The sequence below is a fragment of the Lachnoclostridium phytofermentans ISDg genome (assembly GCF_000018685.1).
Classification (GTDB): Bacteria; Bacillota; Clostridia; order Lachnospirales; family Lachnospiraceae; genus Lachnoclostridium; species Lachnoclostridium phytofermentans.
Window position 1 is genome coordinate 2884361 of record NC_010001.1, and the last position, 21703, is coordinate 2906063.

Genomic DNA, 21703 nt, shown 5'->3' on the forward strand with positions numbered 1-21703 from the left:
GAAGAAACATTTCCCTTAGAGTAAAAAAATAAATCAGGATAATCATAAAACGATAAAGGTTTGATATTTTTAACTTCTAAAATGTTACCTCTTGCTCAATCCATTCTCCTTTCTTACCAAACCATTCTATGAAAGTTTTATTACATACAAAAGCCAATAGAAATCCTAGGATACAACCAATAGAATTCATCAAAATTGATTGGTAAAACATAATTTCGTATATATTAGAAGAATTTGCTCCTATCATACGAAGAGTATCAATATTTTTATGACTTTTCTTTAAATAGCGATAGTAGATGCTTGAAATCAATAGGATACTAATAATGATAATCAAACCACTTAAAAACAATAGATAATTTGAAATAACCATTTCTATCGATCTCATTTCACTTACTTCATATGTTGAGGTTATTTGAAGAGAAGGATATTCTTCCCTTAACTGCTTCGTCATAACATCTAGCCAAGCCATATCCTTAAGTTTTATGGCTAAAAAATCAACACCTTGTTCTCGATCAACTAGGGTACGAAACGTAGATAATGGAACGATTGCTATCGGCATCTTCTCCTCAGTAAACTTATGTAATTCAATAATTTCATCTATTTGAAACGCTACTTCTTTAAGTATAATTTTATCTCCAAGTTCAACATGAAGCAATTTGGCAGCTATATCATTTATGATGATGGAACCCTCTTCTAGTTTATGGGTAAATCCATATCTCGTCCTTGTGATTTTATTATCTTGTAATCCAAAGCCATAAACTTGTTCCCCATTTATAGTTATAAATTGCGATAGTCCACCGGTATAGGATTTGACCAAGTTATCCTTTGTAATATTTTTAATCGTGTTTTCATCCTCTAAATCACCTGTGATACTTGAAATAATCAAGGTCTATGCTTTTATCATCAAAAAGCTGTTCTGTTTCAAGATAATAATTACATGCTAATTTCAATGACATGATACGTTTAACCTCCCGTAAATATAAATTAACTGCGTTGCTTTATAACTCAAAAAGAATAATCTTGCATATCAGTATACCATATTTAACCATAATTCAATACAAATAAAACACGCTAAAACGAAAATATGTTTATCCCTCCGCTCCAGTATGTTGTCAAAACTTATATTTATAAAAAAACAGACTTAAATCTGCCATAGACTAAGTCTGCTTAATAATACGATTATTTATTTAAAGACTGTATAACCTACATTCATAAGGTTTTAATAACATTTCTTTACTGTTTCTATCTTCATAATTACTTATGAGTATTTCACCTTTCGTAATATCTAAATCGATTTGTAATTCACTTAGTTCTTCTGATAGGTTACAAACAACCAGATAGTTTTTTTCCTCATACTCTCTAGTGTAAGCATAGATGCTTTCACTTTCTTCCATTAATAACTTATAATCACCATAAATGAGGCCTGTGGTCTCTTTTTTAATTTTTATTAACTTTTTGTAGAAATTTAATATAGAATCCTCATCTTCTTTTTGCACTTCTGCATTTAGCCAATGATAATTCTGATTCACTTTCATCCATGGAGTACCAGTAGTAAACCCTGCATGAGGGGAAGCATCCCACTGCATTGGAGTACGAGAATTATCTCTGCTGCTCTTTTTTAGCACCTGTAAGGATTCTGCTGGTGACATACCATTATTAATACGGTCCTGATAAGCAAATAAAGTAGGGTCATCGCGAAAATCTAAGTGGGACTCGTAATCAGCATTTAGCATTCCTATTTCCTGTCCTTGGTAAATAAAAGGAACTCCTTTTTGCATATAATACATTAAAGCAAGGCATTTTGCACTTTCTTTCCAGTATTTATCTTCGGAACCAAAACGGCTTATACTTCTAACTAAATCATGATTTTCCATTACCAAAGCCACATTTCCATCCATGGGTGCAGCCTTTTGCCATTTGGTCAGGGCATTTTTTAACTTCTTTATGGATATTTTTCCTTCTTCTGATCCTACATTCCATAAATTCAAATGATCGAATTGAAATAAAGAATTAAATATTCCCTTCTCTGATGATACCCACTCCTCTATTTCTTCAATACGTACTCCATTGGCTTCCGCTACGGTAAAAATATCATACTTTGAAAAGGCATTCTCTTTTAGTTCATTTAGTAAATCCAATATACCGGATTGATTCATATGCTTATCAAAAGAAGAAACATAACGTTCGTTCTTAGGATTTGGCATATCGTTAAAATCCGGTTTCTTAATATGACTGATGGCATCCACCCGAAATCCATCAATTCCTTTATCAAGCCACCAGCAAATCATATCAAATATTGCTTTTTTTACTTGGGTATTTTCCCAATTGATATCCGGCATGGTTTTACCAAAAACGTGTAAAAAGTATTGTCCACTTTTTTCGTCATATTCCCAGGTAGAACCTCCGAAAATACTTTCCCAGTTGTTTGGTTCTACATTGTCTTTCCCATCTTTCCATATATACCAATCCCTCTTTGGATTATCTTTAGAACTTCTAGACTCAATAAACCAAGGATGACTAGACGATGTATGATTTACTACCAAATCCATTATAACGCGAATACCACGTTCATGAGCTTTATGGAGTAATTCTTCAAAATCTTCCATGGTACCATATTCCTTCTGGATATTTTGATAATCACTAATATCATAACCGTTATCATCGTTAGGAGACGGATAGATTGGACATATCCATATTAAATCAAAACCCAGTTCAGATAAGTATGGCAGTCTGCTAATGATACCTTGTAAATCTCCTACGCCATCACCATTGCTATCCATAAAACTTCTTGGATATATTTGATATGCTGCTGCACTTTCCCACCAAGGGTGTAGTGTATTTGTGTTTTTCATACTAATCCTCCACGCTTCCGATACTTGCGAATTTAGCCGGAAGCACAAACTTACAGTGTGCCTTGGAAATTCTCTTCACACTTTAAACGTGCCAACTCAGTAGTTTGTGTGAGATTTAGAAGTTCTTCGGCACCGTATTGAGGTGCCTTAGAACTTCTTCTCACACTATACCCTATACATAATCGCTTCAAAAGGTCTTAATCTGCCCGTTAAACTTAAACCATAATTAGAAATAAGAACTTCTTTCTTTTCTTCGTATTCCTTTGGTATGTTATATTCCACTTCATTTTCATAGAAGTTGCATACTACTACTATTTTGGAATCTTTTAAGGTTCTAACATATGCAAATATATTTTTGTCTTCCGGAAGTAACATTTCAAAATCACCATATACAATTACTTCATTGTTCTTTCTTATCTCTATCAATTTTTTATAATAATTATAAATGGAGTTTGGATTACTTACCTGTTCTTTTGCATTTATCTCTGTAAAGTTTGGATTTACCTCGATCCAAGGTGTACCGGTTGTAAATCCGCCATCTATCTCATCACTCCACTGCATAGGGGTTCTGGCATTATCTCTGCCCTTAGCATATATGGATTCCATAATATCTTCGTGCTTATAACCTTTATTTAAGCGGTCTTTATACATATTAAGAGTTTCTATATCTTTATATTGATTGATATCTTTAAACTTAATATTGGCCATTCCTAATTCCTCACCCTGATATATATAAGGGGTACCCTTAAGCCCATGCAGAAGTGTTGCTAACATCTTAGCACTTTCAATCTTGTATACCTTATCATTTCCCCATCTGGATACAATTCTTGGTGTGTCATGGTTATTCCAGAACAAACTATTCCATCCATCGTCATGAAAACAGGTTTGCCATTTATGAAATACATTCTTAAGGTCAATTAAGTTCAGAGGTTGTAAATCCCATTTATCTTTTCCCGGTATCTGATCCAGCCCAATATGCTCAAACTGAAATACCATACTTAATTCACTACCGTCAGGATTAGAATACATTTTAGCTATTTCAGGAGTTGCACCCCAGCATTCACCTACCGTTAATAAATCCTTATCCCCAAAGCTATTCCTGTTCATCTCTCGAATATATTCATGGAGCATAGGTCCGTTACTAATAATTTTTTCATCTGGAATCTTACCAAGAAGCTCAATAACATCCATTCTAAAACCACCGATACCCTTATCAATCCAAAAATTCATAGACTTCCAGACTTCTTCTCTGACGATAGGATTTTCCCAGTTCAAATCTGGCTGCTTCTTGCTAAATAAATGCAAATAATATTGCCCTGTCGCTTCATCCCATTCCCAAGCACTTCCGGAGAAAGTAGAACCTAAATCATTCGGTTCATGACCATCTACTGGATCTCTCCATATATAATAGTCCCTATAAGCATTATCTTTTGATTTCCTAGACTCAATAAACCATTTATGCTCATCAGAAGTATGGTTGGCAACTAAGTCCATAAGAATTTTAATACCTCTATTGTTCGCTTCCTTTAAAAGAAGTTCCATATCTTCCAAAGTACCAAATTCGTCCATAATATCTTCATAATCGCTGATATCATAGCCGTTATCATCATTTGGTGACTTAAAAACAGGACTTAACCAAATTACATCAATCCCCAAATTTTTAAGATAATCTAATTTTTCAATAATACCTTTTAGATCACCTATTCCATCTCCATTGCTGTCATTAAAACTTCTTGGATATATCTGATACACAACTGAACTGTGCCACCATTTTTTTACCACGTTATACACCTCTAGTCTTTCTTTTTCTGCTTTTTAATCATGCAAATATATACTGTATCTTTATCATATAAATACGAATTGATTTTTTTGTCATATTAATGCGAACTATTGTTTTTGTCATATAAATACGAACTATGTTTTGCCATATAAGTACGAATTGTGTTTTTGTCATACAAATACGAACTGTGCTTTGTCATTCATCTTATACTAACCATTTTTTATCATCCTATGAGACACTCTCTACATAGCTTTATCGGAAGTTTGTGGCGATGAAGACACAAACACAACTTTTTATAAAAGAATTTAAAGATTTTTTTCAACTTTCTCAATTTTAGCAAAAACTCTTAATAACTCACTGACACTCCAGGCTTGCGCAAAGCAACCTTGGGAGATCGTAGGATTTTCTCCGTCATATATTTCTGCAATTTGTCCAATACAGCCTTCTCTCATACATGCTTCTAAAGCTTCCAGCTGTTCTTTTACTCTTTTTGCAGCTTCTAAACTTTCATCATTTACTTTAAGATAAGCCAAATAATAAGCACCTAAAGGAAATGCCCATACAGTTCCTTGATGATAAGCCATATCACGGTTAAAGTGTGAGCCCCCGTAAATAGCTTTAAAAGCTTTGTCATTCTTACTTAAACTTCGAAGTCCATATGGAGTATATAAGGTTTCATATACTTTACTCACAACCATCTTCTCCTTATCCTTATCCAACAAGGAAAAAGGCTGGGATACTGCCCATATTTGGTTACAACGAATCTGATTGTCCGCTTCTTCACCCGATACTAAATCCTTTAGACAATTCTCTGATTCATTCCAGAACTTTTCAGAAAAGCTGACACTTACTAAGTCAGCAAGCTCTTCATATTGATTGTCTTCTCTGCCTAACAATCTGGCAAACAGACCCATGATTTTTAAGTCATTGTACCAATAGGCATTGATTTCAACTGGCTTTCCATGTCGTGGGGTTGGTAAAATATCTTCAAACCGTACATCCATCCAGGTTACCTGTTCCAATCCGCTACCAGCCATAATTAAACCGTCTGTATCCATTTTAATATGATAATCCGTGCCTTGTTTGTACCATTTTATAATATCTTCCATAATGGCATATGCCTCCTCTACAAAGGCAATGTCATTACTTTCTAAATAGTACTCATATACAGCACCGATAAAAAGGAGGGAGGCATCTACGGTGTTATATAAAGGATCGTTGCCTCCTTCTGGAAACATATTTGGCATTAAGCCTTTCTTACAATACTGCATAAAGGTACGGAATATACTTTTCGCTTCTTCATACCGCTTTGTAGAAATGCAGCAGCCTACCATAGATATCATAGTATCTCTTCCCCAATCAGCAAAGAATGGGTATCCTGCCATGAGGGTTTTTCCTTTGGTGGAATCTCTGTCAACCAAAAATTGGTCCGCACTTTTAACTAATTGCTTTCCTACTTCATTTTTAATTCCAGACTGAGTTACAAGACCTTCCAGTCTCTTCGTTTCATTTTCTATTATACTATCTATGGCAGTAACGATAGGATCTGTGCTATATATTACATCGAATACCAATTCATCATAAGCAGCTACTGTTACGGAAATATTATGATTAGATGCTGTCACACCTATTGCTTCTCGTCCATCTCTTGCATCGTAACCATAATATAAATCTTTTGTATATTCTGTAGGGTAGCTGGCAATTGTTCCATTGGTCGTATAATTTAACCTGATTCCATTACTACTTATCACATTATCATTAATTTCAAATATTTGATTCGGATTTAAGGTATCACCTTTAGGAATAAATTGAAGCTGAGGAGTGATAGTTAATTTAACTTCTTTGTCCATGTTATTATGAATCACATAACGTATCCCAATTGTATTCTCCCCATAAGACATTAAGACAGTTTTCTTAATCTCAATTCCCTCTACCTGATACACCCAAACAGGATAATATTCAAATGTAAATTGATTTAAATATTGAAATCCTAATTGGTTTTTCGCATGATTTACATATTCTTGACTAGATAAACTAAACTTCTCTTTATCCAGTTCAACAACTTCATCCATTCGTGTAATTAAATGATATCTATGATTAGGCGCTATAGTACAAGCCATCAGCAGAGCATGGTCGTTACGGCTGTTAGAACCAATTGTGGTAAGGGAAGAATAACCACCTAATCCATTCGTTATCAGATAACAGTTTTCCTGTCCCCTATCTAATGTCTTCCAATCATTTTTTCCATATATAAATTTCATGTTAATCTCCATTCTATTGCTATTATGCGAATTTAGGTGCAGCACAAATTCGCGTGTGAAAAAACTTGACTTTTTCATACTAACCTTATTCCTACGAATTTTTTTATCATCTTTTTTTACATTACGGATCTTATTACGCATCGTTTTGTACATCTGAAGTTTGTGCTTAAGGATAACGCAGGCACTACTGCCCTGAAAGGATTTAACTTTCACCCAGAAAACATGTCTATTCAATAGGTCGGAAGATTGTGCCTAGGATACGAAGGCACAATCTTCACCCGTTTATCATTTATTTTAATATAACTATCGAATACTTAGGCATTGAAACAACACCATCTGACATGGTAACTGCATTTCCATCCACTGATAAGTATCCTCTGATATTTAACTCCGTAAGACCTGCATCTTTTAACAATATGTTGGCTGATTCTGTATTAATATTATAAAGAATCACAATTTCACTGCCTTGGTATACCTTTTTAATTGCACTGATGTCCTTTGTGCATAATTCTTCAATTACACTCATATCTCCTCTTGCAATCTCTGGGTTCTCATTACGGATTCTAACTGCTCTCTTATAGTAGTTATAAAGGGATAGAGGATCTTTCATTTGCTCATCGACAGGAGGGAACTTCTGCTCTACAGAATCTGCATTAGCTGGTGGTGTAGTAATTCCCGTAGTATCTGTAGCTGACCACTGCATAGGCAATCTTTTATTCTCATCCTTGGTTCCCTTACTATTCATACCAATCTCTTCTCCATAATAGACATATGGGCTGCCATTCATGGTCAATAACATACCTGCTGACATTTTCATTTGATCTTCATCATTGACACATTGGGCAGATATTCTTGTGGTATCATGATTACTAATAAACGGAGCATCTATATATTTAGGATTACCCTCCTTATACTTCTCATCTAAACGAAGTAAAGTTTTAGCAAAGTTTTTACCAGAAGAAGTACCCAATTTTCTGGCTGTGTTTGTAATTAATCCATTGTGTTGGGAAAGTGGGAAGTTAAATAAACTTGGAATTCCGCTTTCATAATAAGCTGCTATAGTACCCTCTTCATCCCATACTTCCGCAACAATGTCGGCATCCTCTTTCACACTTTTTACATAATCCGAAAACCACTTAAGAACTTCAATATTTCTTTCTTTTTCACCGGAAAAATACTCTTTCGCTGCATCCAAGCGGAATCCGTCTACACCAAGGTCAAGCCAATATTTAGCTATATCCTCAATTTCTTTTCTGACATTTTCATTTTCCAGAGCTAAATCCGGCATCTGATCCCAGAAGACACCTTCGTAATACCAATTTGAAGTTCCTGCCTTATAGTAAGTTTTACTACCGTTATAATCTTTCGTAAAATGATAGTATCCTACATATGGACATTTTTCTAAATCAGGCTCTTCTCCCTCCTTCAAGCTTTCCAGATAGGAAACCGCTTCTAAAAACCAAGGATGTTTTGCCGAGGTGTGATTGAATACAAAGTCGATAATTAAATGAATTCCACGTTTATGACATTCAGAAACCAGATTTTTAAAATCCTCTAATGTCCCGTACTGTGGATCAATATTGTAATAGTCCGTTACGTCATATTTGTGATATGTGGTTGATGGCATGATAGGCATTAGCCAAATCCCGTTAAAGCCTAGATCTGAATCGGTCGCATCATTGCCATCATTAATATAGTCTAATTTTGATATAACACCATTAATATCTCCAATGCCGTCACCGTTGCTGTCATAAAAAGAGTAAACGAATATTTCATAAAAATTACGGTAGTTATCATCAATTATATTTAAATTCTGTACATAGTCATAAGGAATAACTGCCTTAGTTTCATCCTGAGACACTTCCGGTGTGCCTTCATCATCGTTTTCTTCCTTTTCCTTTTGACTTTCATCCTGATTTAATTCAGACGGATTCTGATTTACATCAGCCTTTTTACATGCGCTTGCCGCTAACAGGACAATAATAAGACAGCTTAACAATAAAATTTTCTTCCTCATCGCCAATCCTCCTCCATGATACCAATGCAAAGTGAATAATTTGAAATTCACTTTGTGAAAATTAAATTTTAACACTTAAAACATGCTTTCTCAGTAGGCTGTGTGAAATTTAGAAATTCTTAGTCAATTTCTTTTCATACTTGAAATCATGCCCTCTCATTAGGCTGAAGTTTGTACCGAGGACGACGCAGGCACAAACTTCTGTGTGAAACTTAGAAATTCTTAGTCAGCGTATTTTGCTGACATAGAATTTCTTTTCACACTTCACACCTTCCATTATATAAAAAGAAGTACTGAAACGAAATCTTACAGTACTTCTTTTTACTATTTAAAGCGGATACTCAGATTCCGAATGTTATAGCATAATTATATTTTTTTGTTATCCAATCAGTTTTAACCTTTTACAGCACCTGAGACACCTTCTACATAGAATCTTTGTATAATTAAGAAAAGAATTGCAATTGGAATTGATATTAATACACAGCCTGCAAAGAACTGGGTATAATAATATTCAACAAACTCTTTCTCTAACATGGTCCATAAGCCAATGGCAATGGTATAGTATTTTCTATCCTGACCAAGGATAACTTTTGCAAAAATGTAATCTACCCAAGGTGCCATAAAGGCATTCAAAATAGTTATAACAATAATCGGCTTTGATAAAGGTATCGTAATTTTACGGAATACATCCCATTTCGTTGCTCCATCAATAAATGCAGCCTCATCAATGGTTTTTGGTATGGTATCAAAGAAACCTTTTGCAACTAGGAATCCTAACCCTGCACCACCCGAATATACCATGACCAGTGCTACTAATTTTAGTGGTCCTGCTTCCAGCATACCAAATCCCTTTAATATAAAGTAAATCGCATACATGGACATGAAACCAGGGAACATTCCTAAAATCATGGCAATATTTAAAAATTTCTTACGCATTTTAAACCTTAATCTTGACATTACATAAGATACACATAATACAAAGAATGCAGAAAAAATACAGGTAAAGATAGCTACAATTAGAGTATTGATAAACCATCTACCAAATGTTAAACTGCTTGCTTGATCAAAAAGTTTTTTGTAATTATCCAGTGTATAAGCTCTCGGGAAAATATAGCTTTTATATTGTCCTGCTTCTTTACGAAGTGAAGTTAATATTACAAAGAAGATAGGTAATACCCATATAAATCCAAGAACGGCTAAAAACACATGGACAATAATATTCGTTATTAACTGTCTCATTTTCATAGTAGTTTTTTTCATTATTGGAATGCCTCCTCATCTTTATAAGAACCTGTACGACGATAGGTTAATAATGTTAATGTTGCCATTATAATAAATACCAAAATACTAATAACGGCACCAAGGTTGTAATCTTTATTTGTAATTGTCAGTTTATATAACCAGGTAACTAACAAATCTGTTTTTCCAGCATAATAATAATCAAGGGTTTCAGGACCGCCGCCTGATAATAAGAATATAACGTTAAAGTTATTAATATTACCAGCAAAAGCAGTAATTAAAGTTGGTGTAGTAACAAATAACATATAAGGTAAAGTAATCTTAAAAAATGTAACAAAAGCGTTGGCACCATCTACTTTTGCCGCTTCATACAACTCTTTTGGTATGTTTTGTAAAATACCTGTGGTTGTTAACATAGTAAAAGGAACGCCAATCCAAATATTAATACAAATAATGGTTATTTTAGCCAGTAAAGGATCTGTAAAAAATGGTATGGAATCTCTGATACCGATTACTCCAATCTGTCGAAGCATAACATTAACAGGTCCATTGGCATTAAAAATTGTTCTCATTGTAAGTAAGGATACAAATTGAGGCACTGCAATGGATAATACAAAGATAAATCTCCAGAACCCTTTAAATCTTGTACCTTCACGATTGATCAGCATAGCTAATAGCATCCCTAAAATATAACAGGTAAATGTAGCAAAAATTGCCCAAGTAAATGTCCAGCCAAGAACCGGCCAAAATGTATGGGATAATTTACTGCCTTTTGAAAACAAGGCTATAAAATTATCAAATCCTACCCAGCTAAATAAATTTCCTGGTGTCTGATGATTTCTATCATAACTTGTAAATGCGATTAAAGCCATAAAAAACAGAGGAATAATAGTAAAGCATAATACTCCTATCATTGGTGTAAATAATAAAGTCTTATGAAGATTTTGTTCCAGTAAGGAACTTAAATCATCTTTAAATGTTGGAACAGGTTTTCCCAGTTCAATTTTTTTCTGAGTACCATATGCACTCTTTACAGAAGTTATTAAAAACAAAATAAATCCAAGAGTTAGAACTATGGTGATAACACCATATAGCAGGCATAACATGGAATTATCCCCTGTTACATACTCATAAATCTGCTTTGCTTCATTAAAAACCTCTTCCTGTACTTTGGTTCCTAATGTAATGAAGTTTTTAATTGAATTTAAACCAAAACTTATCATGTAATAAATATAAGCAATTTCTAATGACAGCATAATTAAGCCACGGATAATCTGCTTATGAAGAAGATTGCCTAAACCAAATATTACCGCAGACAGTTTAGTAATTCCATTTCCTTTAATAAAAGCAGTTCTAAAGCCTACATCACGTATAGAAGTATTCATACTAGAACTCTTTTTCTTTTTGCCAGCCATAATCCAACTCCTTTTCTTAAGATAGAAGGGGGAGCTGCAAGTTATTCGCAGCCTCCCCATTTACAATATATTTATCTAAAACATTCATATTATCGTAAATTTTATTCTAATCTTTATAATCGTATCACACTGTTTTTATTCTACTTTTAATGAGGAAACAAAAGTATCTAATTTTTGTTGTACATTATCTTTATTTAACGCACCGCTTCTGATTTCAGTAGCAATACCACCTGCATTTGCCCAGTATCTTGAACTGAATTCTGAGGATGTAGGCTGCATTATAGATGCAACATTAGCTTCTTCAACGATAACTTTAGCTACTTCGTCTGCCTGAACAGCTGCTGATTCACCAGCTTTAAGGTTTGTAGGAACTTGACCAGTTTCTTCAAAACGTTGTACTTGCATTTCTTCACTTCCAAGGTATGCAGCAAACGCTACTGCTACAGCAGGATTAGCTGCATGAGAGTTAACACCGATTGCTTTTGAACCGTAGAAGCCTTTTAACTGATAATCATTGCCATCTGGATTAAATGTAGGAATTACTGCTAAACCTAAGTCATCGCCTAAAGCATCTTTATATAATTTATAGTTCCAAGAACCGTCAAACCAAGCACCGATTCTATGATCTCCTGCTAATTCGGATAAGGAAATTTCACCATCAAAAGCTGCTTTAGGATTCTTAATTAAGTCAATTAAGTAATTTGTTACAGCAACGCCTGTTTCATTGTTCCAATTTGCTCCTGCAGCAAAATCAGTCTGGTTTTCTCCATAGATTGTTAAACCTGCACCATAGTACCAAGCACCTAATTTCCAGCCACCTGCTGATTCAAAATAGAAATTGTATACATTAGAAGGAGTTTCTTTTGCCATAATGCCTTCAATGGATTTAATATCATTTTCGTTTAAAAGTGACTTATCATAGTACATAAAGAATGTATTATGTGTAAAAGGAATTGCATAAATAGCATCATTTACTTTTACTGTATTAACAACTGATTCTGCCATAGTTGTCTTAACCATTTCTTCTGTAGATCCGCCAAGCTTTGCAATTGCACCTGCATTTACAAGCTCATTTAATTGATCGTTAGCAAAGAAGAATACGTCACCTGCAGCTCCAACATCTTTTAAGATTTCATCTTTTGCTGTATCTTCACCCTGTGTTTCAATAGTAAATTTAATGTTCCATTCTGGGTGTAATTCCTGGAAGGATTTTGTCATAGAATCCATTGTTCCATCTTTAATCTGATTTTCAGGTGCCCAAACTTTTAAAGTAACATCCTCTGCTTTTGCAGGTGCTTCCGTTGCACCAGGAGTCTGTGTTGCTTCTGTTTTTCCGTTATCAGTTGATGGATTTTCTGCTTTCTTACCACAACCAACTAAGGAAACTACTAATGTGGTTGCCATAAATAATCCAAAAAGTTTCTTTCTCATAATTTTGCCTCTCCTTTAAATTTTGATTAGTTTAAGATGACTTTCGTCACTAAAGCTTATATCATAAAATGTTCGAAACAAATATGTTTCTTACAAAACATGTTTTAAATATAGTAATTTTTGTTAAACACGTTTTTTAAACATAACATGTTTTCACATTTTACTTCGTTAATTAAGAATACTTATACATTCCATATATCCTGATTGTACTCTAAAATAGTTCTGTCAGAAGAGAAGAAGCCGGCTTTACTGATGTTTTCTAACATCATTTTTGACCATTTTTCTCTATCTTCGTAATCTGCGATTATTTCTTCTTTTTTCTGAATGTATTCTTTAATATCTAACAGAGTCATAAACCAGTCTTTATTGATTAGTTCATTGAACAGACGTTCTAAATTCTCTTTTTTACCGATGTTCATTAAGGTATCGCTTACAATAAAGTCAACCATCTGACGAATTTCTTCATCTTTATTGTAATAATCTTTAGAAACATAATCTCTGTTTTCATAATGTGAAATTACTTCTTCGCTAGACTCACCAAAGATGTAAATGTTGTCTTTACCAACCAATTCTGCAATCTCTACGTTTGCTCCATCCATAGTTCCCAATGTAATAGCACCGTTAAGCATAAATTTCATATTGCCGGTACCACTAGCTTCCTTCGATGCTAAAGAAATTTGTTCTGATATATCACATGCAGGAATTAACTTTTCAGCTAATGTTACGTTATAATTTTCTACCATAACCACCTTGAGATAAGGATTTACCTCTTTATCACTATTTATTAATTCCTGAAGACATAAAATCAAATGGATAATGTCTTTTGCAATAATATAAGCAGGGGCTGCTTTGGCTCCGAAAATTAAAGTAATTGGAGTTGCAGGTTTTTTGCCATTCTTAATTTCAAGATATTTATGAATGATGTATAAAGCATTCATCTGCTGTCTCTTATATTCATGCAAACGTTTAATCTGAATATCAAAGATAGAATTTTCATCAATTTCAATACCCTGAGTCTTAAACAAATACTCTTTTAGAGCTTTTTTGTTATCGTACTTAATATCAAGTAAGGTATTTAAAACATTGGTGTCTTCTTTATAATCTAAAAGTTTTTCTAATTGGTTAGCATCCTTTTTAAATCCATCACCAATTAAATCTGTTAAATATGCAGTCAAAGGATAATTGCAATGCATTAACCAACGGCGGAATGTAATTCCATTGGTTTTATTATTGAATTTTTCAGGATAAATCTTATAAAAATTGTTCAACTCATTTTGCTTTAAGATTTCTGTATGAAGTGCTGCAACACCATTTACACTAAATCCATAGTGGATATCAATATGTGCCATATGCACTCTTTCCTGTTCATCAATGATTGTTACCGTAGGATCCTCAAATTTTTCTCTTACTTTTTTATCTAACACTTCGATAATAGGAAGTAAGTGTGGCACTACTTTATTTAGATACTTAATAGGCCATTTTTCTAATGCTTCTGATAAAATAGTATGGTTCGTATAAGCACAGGTCTTAGAAACAATATCAATTGCCTCATCCATTTCAATGCCTCGCTCCATAAGTAGGCGGATTAATTCCGGTATTACCATAGTCGGATGGGTGTCATTAATTTGAATTACCGCAAATTCATATAAATCATGAAGATTACTTCCCTTCAGGATGCATTCTTCTAAAATCATCTGGGCAGCGTTGCTTACCATAAAGTACTGCTGATAAATTCTTAAAAGTTCACCTTTTTCATCACTGTCATCAGGATATAAGAATAAAGTAAGGTTTTTTTCAATATCAGCTTTTTCAAAGGAAATTCCTTCTTTTACAATAGATTCATCCACAGTTTCTATATCAAATAAATGCAGCCAATTTGTACGGTTATCATAACCAGTCACTGCGATATCATAAAGCTTTGATTTTACTGTAAAATCCTTAAAATTTACGGTATATGACTTATCTCTCTTTATGAGCCAGCTCTCATCTGTTATCCAAGGATTAATGGTTTCCTTTTGGAGACAATCTTTAAATACCTGTCGGAATAATCCAAAATGATAGTTTAATCCAATACCATCTCCATTAAGTCCAAGTGATGCAATAGAATCTAGGAAACATGCTGCTAATCTTCCAAGACCGCCATTTCCAAGGGATGGTTCCAGTTCAATGTTCTCAACTTCTGCAATGGATTTTCCGTTTTGTTCTAATTCTTCTTTGATTTCATCATAAATCCCTAAATTTATTAGATTATTGGATAACAACTTACCGATTAAAAATTCTGCTGAAATATAATAAATCTTTTTCTTAGTATCTTTCTTATATTTCTTTTCAGCCATATCTTTTGTCATATCCAATAAGCCAAAATATATTTCTTCGTTACTGCATTCCTTAAGAGTTTTATTATACTTTTTTTGTAATATCTCTACTAACATTCCTGCTCCTTCCTTGTGTCACAATTACCGTCTGCTAGCAATAATGCATTCCTTTAAATTACCGATTTCTTCTTTAAATTCATTAAAGCTATCTAATTTCCATTCCCAATTAGGTGAGCCAAGTGTACCAGGAGTATTAATTCTAGCTTCATCACCTAAATTAATTAAATCCTGTAACGGTAGGATTGCCATCTCTGCAATACTATCTAAAGTAAGTCTTACAAATCGTTTGGAAATAATCGTATCGTCATAGCCTGACTTCATTAGAGATTTCCTAATCTCATTCTGTGTCTTTTCATCCTGAGATAAATACCAGCCACTTATTGTTTGATTGTCATGACTTCCCGTATAAATAACCATATTTTCAATATCTTCAAAATTATTGTTATTTTCATTTGGATCAAATGTAAATTGAACGATTTTCATTCCCTTTAATCCATAATGGTTTTTAAGTACATGAACTTCTTCCCTTAAATCCCCTAAGTCTTCAGCAACAATTTCAACTTCTGGATACTTCTTAACAATTAAGTCAAACACATCATAGCCAGGCGCTTCTAGCCATTCACCCTCCACTGCAGTTTCGCAGGTGGCAGGTATTTTCCAATAAGTATCAAAAGCACGGAAATGATCAATACGGATAATATCAAACAGTTTACTGCTATAAGCAATTCGGTCTAACCAAAACTGATAATTTTGCTTTTTTAAATAATCCCAGTCATAGATTGGATTTCCCCATCTTTGACCAGTAACACTAAAGTAATCTGGAGGCACTCCTGCAACAAATGTCGGTTTTCCATCTGCCCCAAGTAAAAAGCACTCTTGGTTTGCCCAGACATCTAAAGAGTCTATTCCCACATAAAATGGTATATCGCCCATGATACGAATGCCGTTTTGATTCGCATAAGTCCTTATCTTCATCCATTGTTTGTAGAAGATATACTGAACAAACATTTCATACCGTATCTCTTCTTCATATAAAGATACATCAAACTCTCTTGACTTTATCCATTCCTTCTGTTCTTTATCCCATTCATTCCAACACCTTAACTCATTTTTCTTTTTTAGTGTAAGAAATACGGCATAAAGGTATACCCATTCCTGTTTTATAAACTCCTTATAATCAGTATCCTCTGTAAACTTAAGAAAAGCTTCTTTTAAATAAATTTCTTTAAATTTTCTTACATTTTCATAATCAACAGATTTACTATATTTTTGAAACTCTGGCGGTTTATTTGTGAATAAACCATCCTTATATAATTCATCAAGACTTATATAAATCTCATCACCTGCAAATGAGGAGTATGGCTGGTAAGGTGAATTTCCATATCCTAAAGGATTAATGGGCAATATCTGCCATATGCGAAAACCACCTGCTTTTAATAAATCAATCAATTCAAAACTATATGACCCCATATCACCAATTCCATGATTTGACGGTAAGGATGATAAAGGTAATAGTATTCCTGCTTCTCTCATAAATCTTTTTCTCCTTCAATAGCTAGCTAAGAGTGTAACTTAAAATGAATCTTTCTTTATATCTGCTGAATAAAAACACCTTTTGGTTTTAGAATAGTATCTTCATTTAATAGGCTAAATAATTCATTACCTTTCCTTTGAACTACGATACTATCCTTAGAGCAATTTAAAATAACTTCAACCTGTTTATGATCTTCGTCTGTTTTTATATAGTGAATTACTCTGTTATTATTCTTATCCTCAATAAAATGATAATGTCTGCTTTTGAAAGCATTGTTTGTTTTTCTTAAATGAATCAGTGCTTTTATGATTTCAATTCTATCTTTAAACAAACCTGCATCGATGTCTTCCCAAGGCATACATCTACGACAGTCCGGATCATAGCTTCCTTCCATTGCTATTTCAGTTCCATAATAAATACATGGACTACCCGGCATGGTAAATAGAACTGCTAACTGCTGGTAAAAAATATCAATATCTTTTACTTTATCTATCAATCTATTGGTATCATGGGAATCCAATAAATTGAATAAGACATCGTTTGTCTGCTGCATATACATGGTAAAGTTATGATTAATGGCACATTCAAAGTCATAGTTAGTTTTCTCCGGATAAACCCAATAATCTGCTAAAGAAGTGGCTAATGGGTAATTCATAACTCCATCAAATTCATCTCCATGTAACCAAGTAATAGCATCATGCCATAACTCACCTAATATATAAAAATCGGGTTTTAACTCTTTGGTCAACTTTCTTAAATCCTTACAGAATCTGTGAGATATTTCATTCGCTACGTCAAGCCTAATACCATCGATATCAAAGTTTTTCACCCAGTATTCTACAACATCAAGCAAATACTTAATAACCTCAGGGTTATTGGTATTTAACTTCGGCATTCTGGAAGTAAAAGCAAAGGAATAAAATGACCCATCATTTGTATTATGATCTTCTTTGTTAAAAGGCCATTTGTTAATCATAAACCAGTTAAAATACTTTGAGTCAGGTCCATTCTTCAAAACATCTAGCCATGGAGCAAACTGATTACCGCAATGATTAAATACACCATCAAGCATAATACGAATGCCCTTTTCATGAGCTGTATCAACTAAGTTTTTAAATACTTTCTCATCACCAAAATGTGGATCAATCTTCATATAGTCTTTGGTATCGTATTTATGACTGGTATTTGCTTCAAAGATAGGTGTCAGATATATTCCGCTTATGCCTATATCCGCCAAATAATCCAATCGATTTATAATACCCTGTAAATCTCCGCCATAAAACTCATCATTGCTCACTGTATGAAATCCCCAAGCTTTTACATTCTTCGGGTCATTTTCTTTATCTCCGTTATTAAAACGTTCCGGAAAAATCTGATACCATACGGTATCATTTACCCAGTCAGGAGTTTTGTTAATATCAATACTATTCATCCATGGGAATGTGAAATATACTAAATTTTTGTCTTGATGATTCATTTCTGCTTCTGTATAGAATCCATCTTCAAAATAATAGTAAGAAGTATCATTAGCAACTAATTTAAAATAATATTTACACCTTTTAAACTTTGGCTTTACTGTTGTTGTCCACCAAATATGATGTGTTAGGTTCTTTTTATAAATCAACTCTTCTTCCACACCATTCCAAGTCCAATTACCGCCTAAAATTCCACCTTCGAAAGGATCCCCATAATAGATAAAAACCCTCTCTATATCGTGGCCCGTTTTGATATTGATAATAAGATCCTCTTCATTTAACGGATAACAATAATTATCAGAGGTTCTGTGGTAAATAGCTTCAAATTTCATAAGTTCCTCCAATCTTGATGTATAAAAAATAGTTAAAAATAAGTTATTTTTATTATGTTGTTCTTACAAAACTTTATGATAGAAAATCATGGTTACGGAAAACGGTTTCCCTAAACTGTAAAAAAAATTGATATCGACATTACCCGTTATTTTTGAATAACATCCATATAATCGATTTTACATACCTCATAAGGTATCTCCGTATGCTGTCCCTTTTCTCCGTCAAGTAACTTCTTTAATTCATCAAATGCCTGTTTGGATTTTAGGTTAAAGTTCTGTTTTACTGTGTTCATGGCTATCTTGGTATAACCCATTAAACGAATTCCATCAAATCCGCAAACCGGTCTGTAAATATCCATTTCTATCAGAGCAAATACAGCTCCAATTGCCATTAAATCCGATGCACAAACAATTGCATTTGACTTTTCGCCATTTTTAAAAGTAATTTCCCTAGCTTTATATTCGTTAAAATCACCATATTCTACAATAAGTTCAAAATCCAGCTCTTCCTGTAGCTTTCTCATGGCATCCAGACGTCTATTGGTAATATATCCACCTGCTCCGCCTGCTATATACAATACCCTATCAATGTAGATATTCTCCTCTAAGGTTTTTTTAGCAACTTCGTATTGGGCAGAAAAATGATCAAGGGATACTGAGGAAGTCCTATCATTTGTAATAGGAGAATCAACTAAGACACAGTTAAATTCCTGTTTCTCAATTATTTTATATAAATTCTTATTCTCTATGGACAAGTTGTATATAATTAAACAATTAATCCTCTGAGATTTTAGATACGCTGTTACTTGTTTGTAATTCATCTCATCAAACTGGGAACTGAAGAAAGTTACCACTTCAATTTGATATTCTTTTGCTTTTTCAAAGGCACCTGTCAAGTACTGCATGCTGATTTCATCAACAAATTGACTATTATGGCGGATATCAACAATTAAGCCTACTCTATTAAATACTTTCTTAGAGAGCGATACAGCTACTGAATTTGGTACATATCCCAATTCCTCCACTGCCTTTTCAACTTTTAATCTGGTCTCTTCGCTAACTAAAGAATAGTTGTTCAAAACCTTCGATACTGTTGATTTTGCTACTCCTGCTTTTTTCGCTACATCATTTATCGATACCATCAAATTGCCTCCTACGGAAAACGGTTTCCTTGCATATTACTATACAACCCTTCGCCATGTTTGTCAACACGATTCTATAAAGTTTATAATTTAACAATAATATTTCTAATTTTTTTGGTGATTTTCTATAACAGTTAATATAAAAGAATATTCCTTATAGGAACGAGGTAAATTGATTCCTACTATTTAATATGTAAAAAGGAGCTCTTGCTCGATAGCTGATTTACATCAGCTACTTTGCAAAAGCCCCATTCAAACAAAAATTATAATTTTGAGATTACAAAAATATCATAAATTGCCTTAATAGCAGCATCAAAATCTTCATTTCTAACACCAATAATGATGTTAAGTTCACTAGAACCTTGATCAATCATCTTAATATTGATATCTGAATGCGCTAATGCAGCAAAAATTCTTGCAGCTGTTCCACGCGTTGCCTTCATCCCACGTCCTACTACTGCAATAAGTGCAAGATCGCCCTCCATGTCAATAGAATCTGGTTCGACAAGCTTATGAATTCCTGCTAATACTTTTTGTTCTTTTTCTTCAAATTCGGACTGATGAACAAATACAGTAAAGGTATCAATACCGGATGGTACATGCTCAAAGGAGATATTATTCTTTTCAAATACTTCAAGTACCTTACGTCCAAATCCAACCTCGGTATTCATCATAGCTTTCTCAATGTTAATGGAACAAAATCCTTTCTTACCGGCAATACCGGTGATTGTATACTTAGGCTTATGGCAAGTAGATTCAACAATCCAAGTACCATTATCCTCTGGAGCATTCGTATTACGAATGTTGATAGGAATACCCGCCTTACGAACTGGGAAGATGGCTTCTTCATGAAGTACTGTCGCACCCATATAGGATAACTCACGAAGTTCTTTGTAAGTAATAGTCTCAATACCTGCTGGATTTTCAATGATTCTTGGATCCGCAACTAAAAATCCAGAAACATCCGTCCAGTTTTCATAAACGTCTGCCTTTACTGCTCTCGACACGATAGAACCAGTAATATCAGAACCACCACGGGAAAAAGTTTTAACTGTACCATCTGGTAGCGCTCCATAAAATCCGGGTATGACTGCACGTTCAATTTTAGCAAGTCGTTTTGATAAGAGCTTATCTGTCTTAACTGGATCAAAAGAACCATCTTTTTCAAAACAAATGACATCAGCTGGATCAACAAACTCATAGCCAAGATAATTCGCCATGATAATACCATTTAAGTACTCTCCACGGCTTGCAGCATAATTATCTCCTGCTTTCTTTTCGAAGTTTTTATGTATAAGTTCAAACTCCTCATCAAGCGTAAGATTTATTTGTAATCCATCAATTATTTCTTGGTAACGTTCTTTTATTTTATTTAAAGAATCATGAAAATCTTTACCTTCTTCCGCTAAGGCATAACAAGAGTAAAGCATATCCGTAACTTTGGTATCCTTTGAATCTCTCTTACCTGGAGCAGATGGTATAACAAATTTTCTATCCTCATCTGAACGAATGATATTACCTACTTTTTCAAACTGATGTGCGTCCGCTAAGGAGCTACCACCAAACTTCACAACTTTTTTCATTTTCAATCTCCTCATAAACCTAGATTCCCGCTTTTGATAAACCTTTAATCATTTTTATGACATAATAACTCATTCCTGAAAAAATTTCAATAATAATTTACTTTTCTACGTTAAAATATTAAATTATAAAAATTGGCTTCTCTTCAACAAAATTCCATACTTTATAATATAACTAACCTTAAATAAATGATTCGATGAGAATAGGCCCTATAATAAATGTTGGAGTATGTGAAGAAAAATCAATTCACAACCTTAGCATTTTATTTT

The 21703-nt window shown here is 33.7% G+C and carries 13 protein-coding genes; all 13 read right to left on the bottom strand.

All coding sequences use genetic code 11. The features are described from left to right. Positions 1–76: 76 nt before the first annotated feature. The 13 genes from CPHY_RS12095 to CPHY_RS12155 all read right to left on the bottom strand — a co-directional run bounded on the left by CPHY_RS12095 (position 77) and on the right by CPHY_RS12155 (position 21436). A complete protein-coding gene (locus tag CPHY_RS12095; protein ID WP_012200355.1) occupies positions 77–886 on the bottom strand; it encodes an FtsX-like permease family protein in 810 nt (269 codons plus the stop codon). Between the two features lie 301 nt (positions 887–1187). Beyond that, complete coding sequence (locus tag CPHY_RS12100; RefSeq protein ID WP_012200356.1) at positions 1188–2852, bottom strand: glycoside hydrolase family 13 protein; 1665 nt, start codon at positions 2850–2852, stop codon at positions 1188–1190. A gap of 165 nt (positions 2853–3017) precedes the next feature. Continuing rightward, complete coding sequence (locus CPHY_RS12105) at positions 3018–4634, bottom strand: glycoside hydrolase family 13 protein (RefSeq protein ID WP_012200357.1); 1617 nt, start codon at positions 4632–4634, stop codon at positions 3018–3020. Positions 4635–4937: 303 nt separating this feature from the next. After that, positions 4938–6893 (bottom strand): amylo-alpha-1,6-glucosidase, encoded by a 1956-nt coding sequence (locus tag CPHY_RS12110; protein ID WP_012200358.1) that lies wholly within the window; start codon positions 6891–6893, stop codon positions 4938–4940. A 289-nt stretch (positions 6894–7182) separates the two neighbouring features. Continuing rightward, positions 7183–8910 (bottom strand): alpha-amylase family glycosyl hydrolase, encoded by a 1728-nt coding sequence (locus CPHY_RS12115; RefSeq protein ID WP_012200359.1) that lies wholly within the window; start codon positions 8908–8910, stop codon positions 7183–7185. A 393-nt stretch (positions 8911–9303) separates the two neighbouring features. After that, a complete protein-coding gene (locus tag CPHY_RS12120; protein WP_012200360.1) occupies positions 9304–10170 on the bottom strand; it encodes a sugar ABC transporter permease in 867 nt (288 codons plus the stop codon). Beyond that, positions 10170–11564, bottom strand: coding sequence for a carbohydrate ABC transporter permease (locus CPHY_RS12125; protein WP_012200361.1), 1395 nt, complete (start codon positions 11562–11564; stop codon positions 10170–10172). Before CPHY_RS12125 ends, CPHY_RS12120 begins: the two co-directional genes overlap by 1 nt. A gap of 135 nt (positions 11565–11699) precedes the next feature. Beyond that, positions 11700–12995, bottom strand: a complete 1296-nt coding sequence (locus CPHY_RS12130) for an extracellular solute-binding protein (protein ID WP_012200362.1) — start codon at positions 12993–12995, stop codon at positions 11700–11702. Positions 12996–13177: 182 nt separating this feature from the next. Beyond that, positions 13178–15427 carry a glycogen/starch/alpha-glucan phosphorylase gene (locus CPHY_RS12135; RefSeq protein WP_012200363.1) on the bottom strand — a complete coding sequence of 750 codons (2250 nt, stop codon included), beginning with the start codon at positions 15425–15427 and terminating at the stop codon, positions 13178–13180. Positions 15428–15451: 24 nt separating this feature from the next. Then, complete coding sequence (gene malQ, locus CPHY_RS12140; RefSeq protein WP_012200364.1) at positions 15452–16903, bottom strand: 4-alpha-glucanotransferase; 1452 nt, start codon at positions 16901–16903, stop codon at positions 15452–15454. Positions 16904–16959: 56 nt separating this feature from the next. Further along, a complete protein-coding gene (locus CPHY_RS12145) occupies positions 16960–18711 on the bottom strand; it encodes a glycoside hydrolase family 13 protein (protein WP_012200365.1) in 1752 nt (583 codons plus the stop codon). Between the two features lie 146 nt (positions 18712–18857). After that, a complete protein-coding gene (locus CPHY_RS12150) occupies positions 18858–19853 on the bottom strand; it encodes a LacI family DNA-binding transcriptional regulator (RefSeq protein WP_012200366.1) in 996 nt (331 codons plus the stop codon). A gap of 263 nt (positions 19854–20116) precedes the next feature. Continuing rightward, on the bottom strand, positions 20117–21436 hold the full coding sequence (locus CPHY_RS12155) for an aspartate kinase (RefSeq protein ID WP_041703618.1): 1320 nt from the start codon (positions 21434–21436) through the stop codon (positions 20117–20119). Between the last annotated feature and the right edge of the window lie 267 nt (positions 21437–21703).

Excerpts from the sequence above, each read along its gene's own strand:
- CPHY_RS12100 (WP_012200356.1), bottom strand. The coding sequence starts at position 2,852 with ATGAAAAACACAAATACACTACACCCTTGGTGGGAAAGTGCAGCAGCA.
- CPHY_RS12110 (WP_012200358.1), bottom strand. The coding sequence starts at position 6,893 with ATGAAATTTATATATGGAAAAAATGATTGGAAGACATTAGATAGGGGA.
- CPHY_RS12115 (WP_012200359.1), bottom strand. The coding sequence starts at position 8,910 with ATGAGGAAGAAAATTTTATTGTTAAGCTGTCTTATTATTGTCCTGTTA.
- CPHY_RS12120 (WP_012200360.1), bottom strand. The coding sequence starts at position 10,170 with ATGAAAAAAACTACTATGAAAATGAGACAGTTAATAACGAATATTATT.
- CPHY_RS12125 (WP_012200361.1), bottom strand. The coding sequence starts at position 11,564 with ATGGCTGGCAAAAAGAAAAAGAGTTCTAGTATGAATACTTCTATACGT.
- CPHY_RS12130 (WP_012200362.1), bottom strand. The coding sequence starts at position 12,995 with ATGAGAAAGAAACTTTTTGGATTATTTATGGCAACCACATTAGTAGTT.
- CPHY_RS12135 (WP_012200363.1), bottom strand. The coding sequence starts at position 15,427 with ATGTTAGTAGAGATATTACAAAAAAAGTATAATAAAACTCTTAAGGAA.
- malQ (WP_012200364.1), bottom strand. The coding sequence starts at position 16,903 with ATGAGAGAAGCAGGAATACTATTACCTTTATCATCCTTACCGTCAAAT.
- CPHY_RS12145 (WP_012200365.1), bottom strand. The coding sequence starts at position 18,711 with ATGAAATTTGAAGCTATTTACCACAGAACCTCTGATAATTATTGTTAT.
- CPHY_RS12150 (WP_012200366.1), bottom strand. The coding sequence starts at position 19,853 with ATGGTATCGATAAATGATGTAGCGAAAAAAGCAGGAGTAGCAAAATCA.
- CPHY_RS12155 (WP_041703618.1), bottom strand. The coding sequence starts at position 21,436 with ATGAAAAAAGTTGTGAAGTTTGGTGGTAGCTCCTTAGCGGACGCACAT.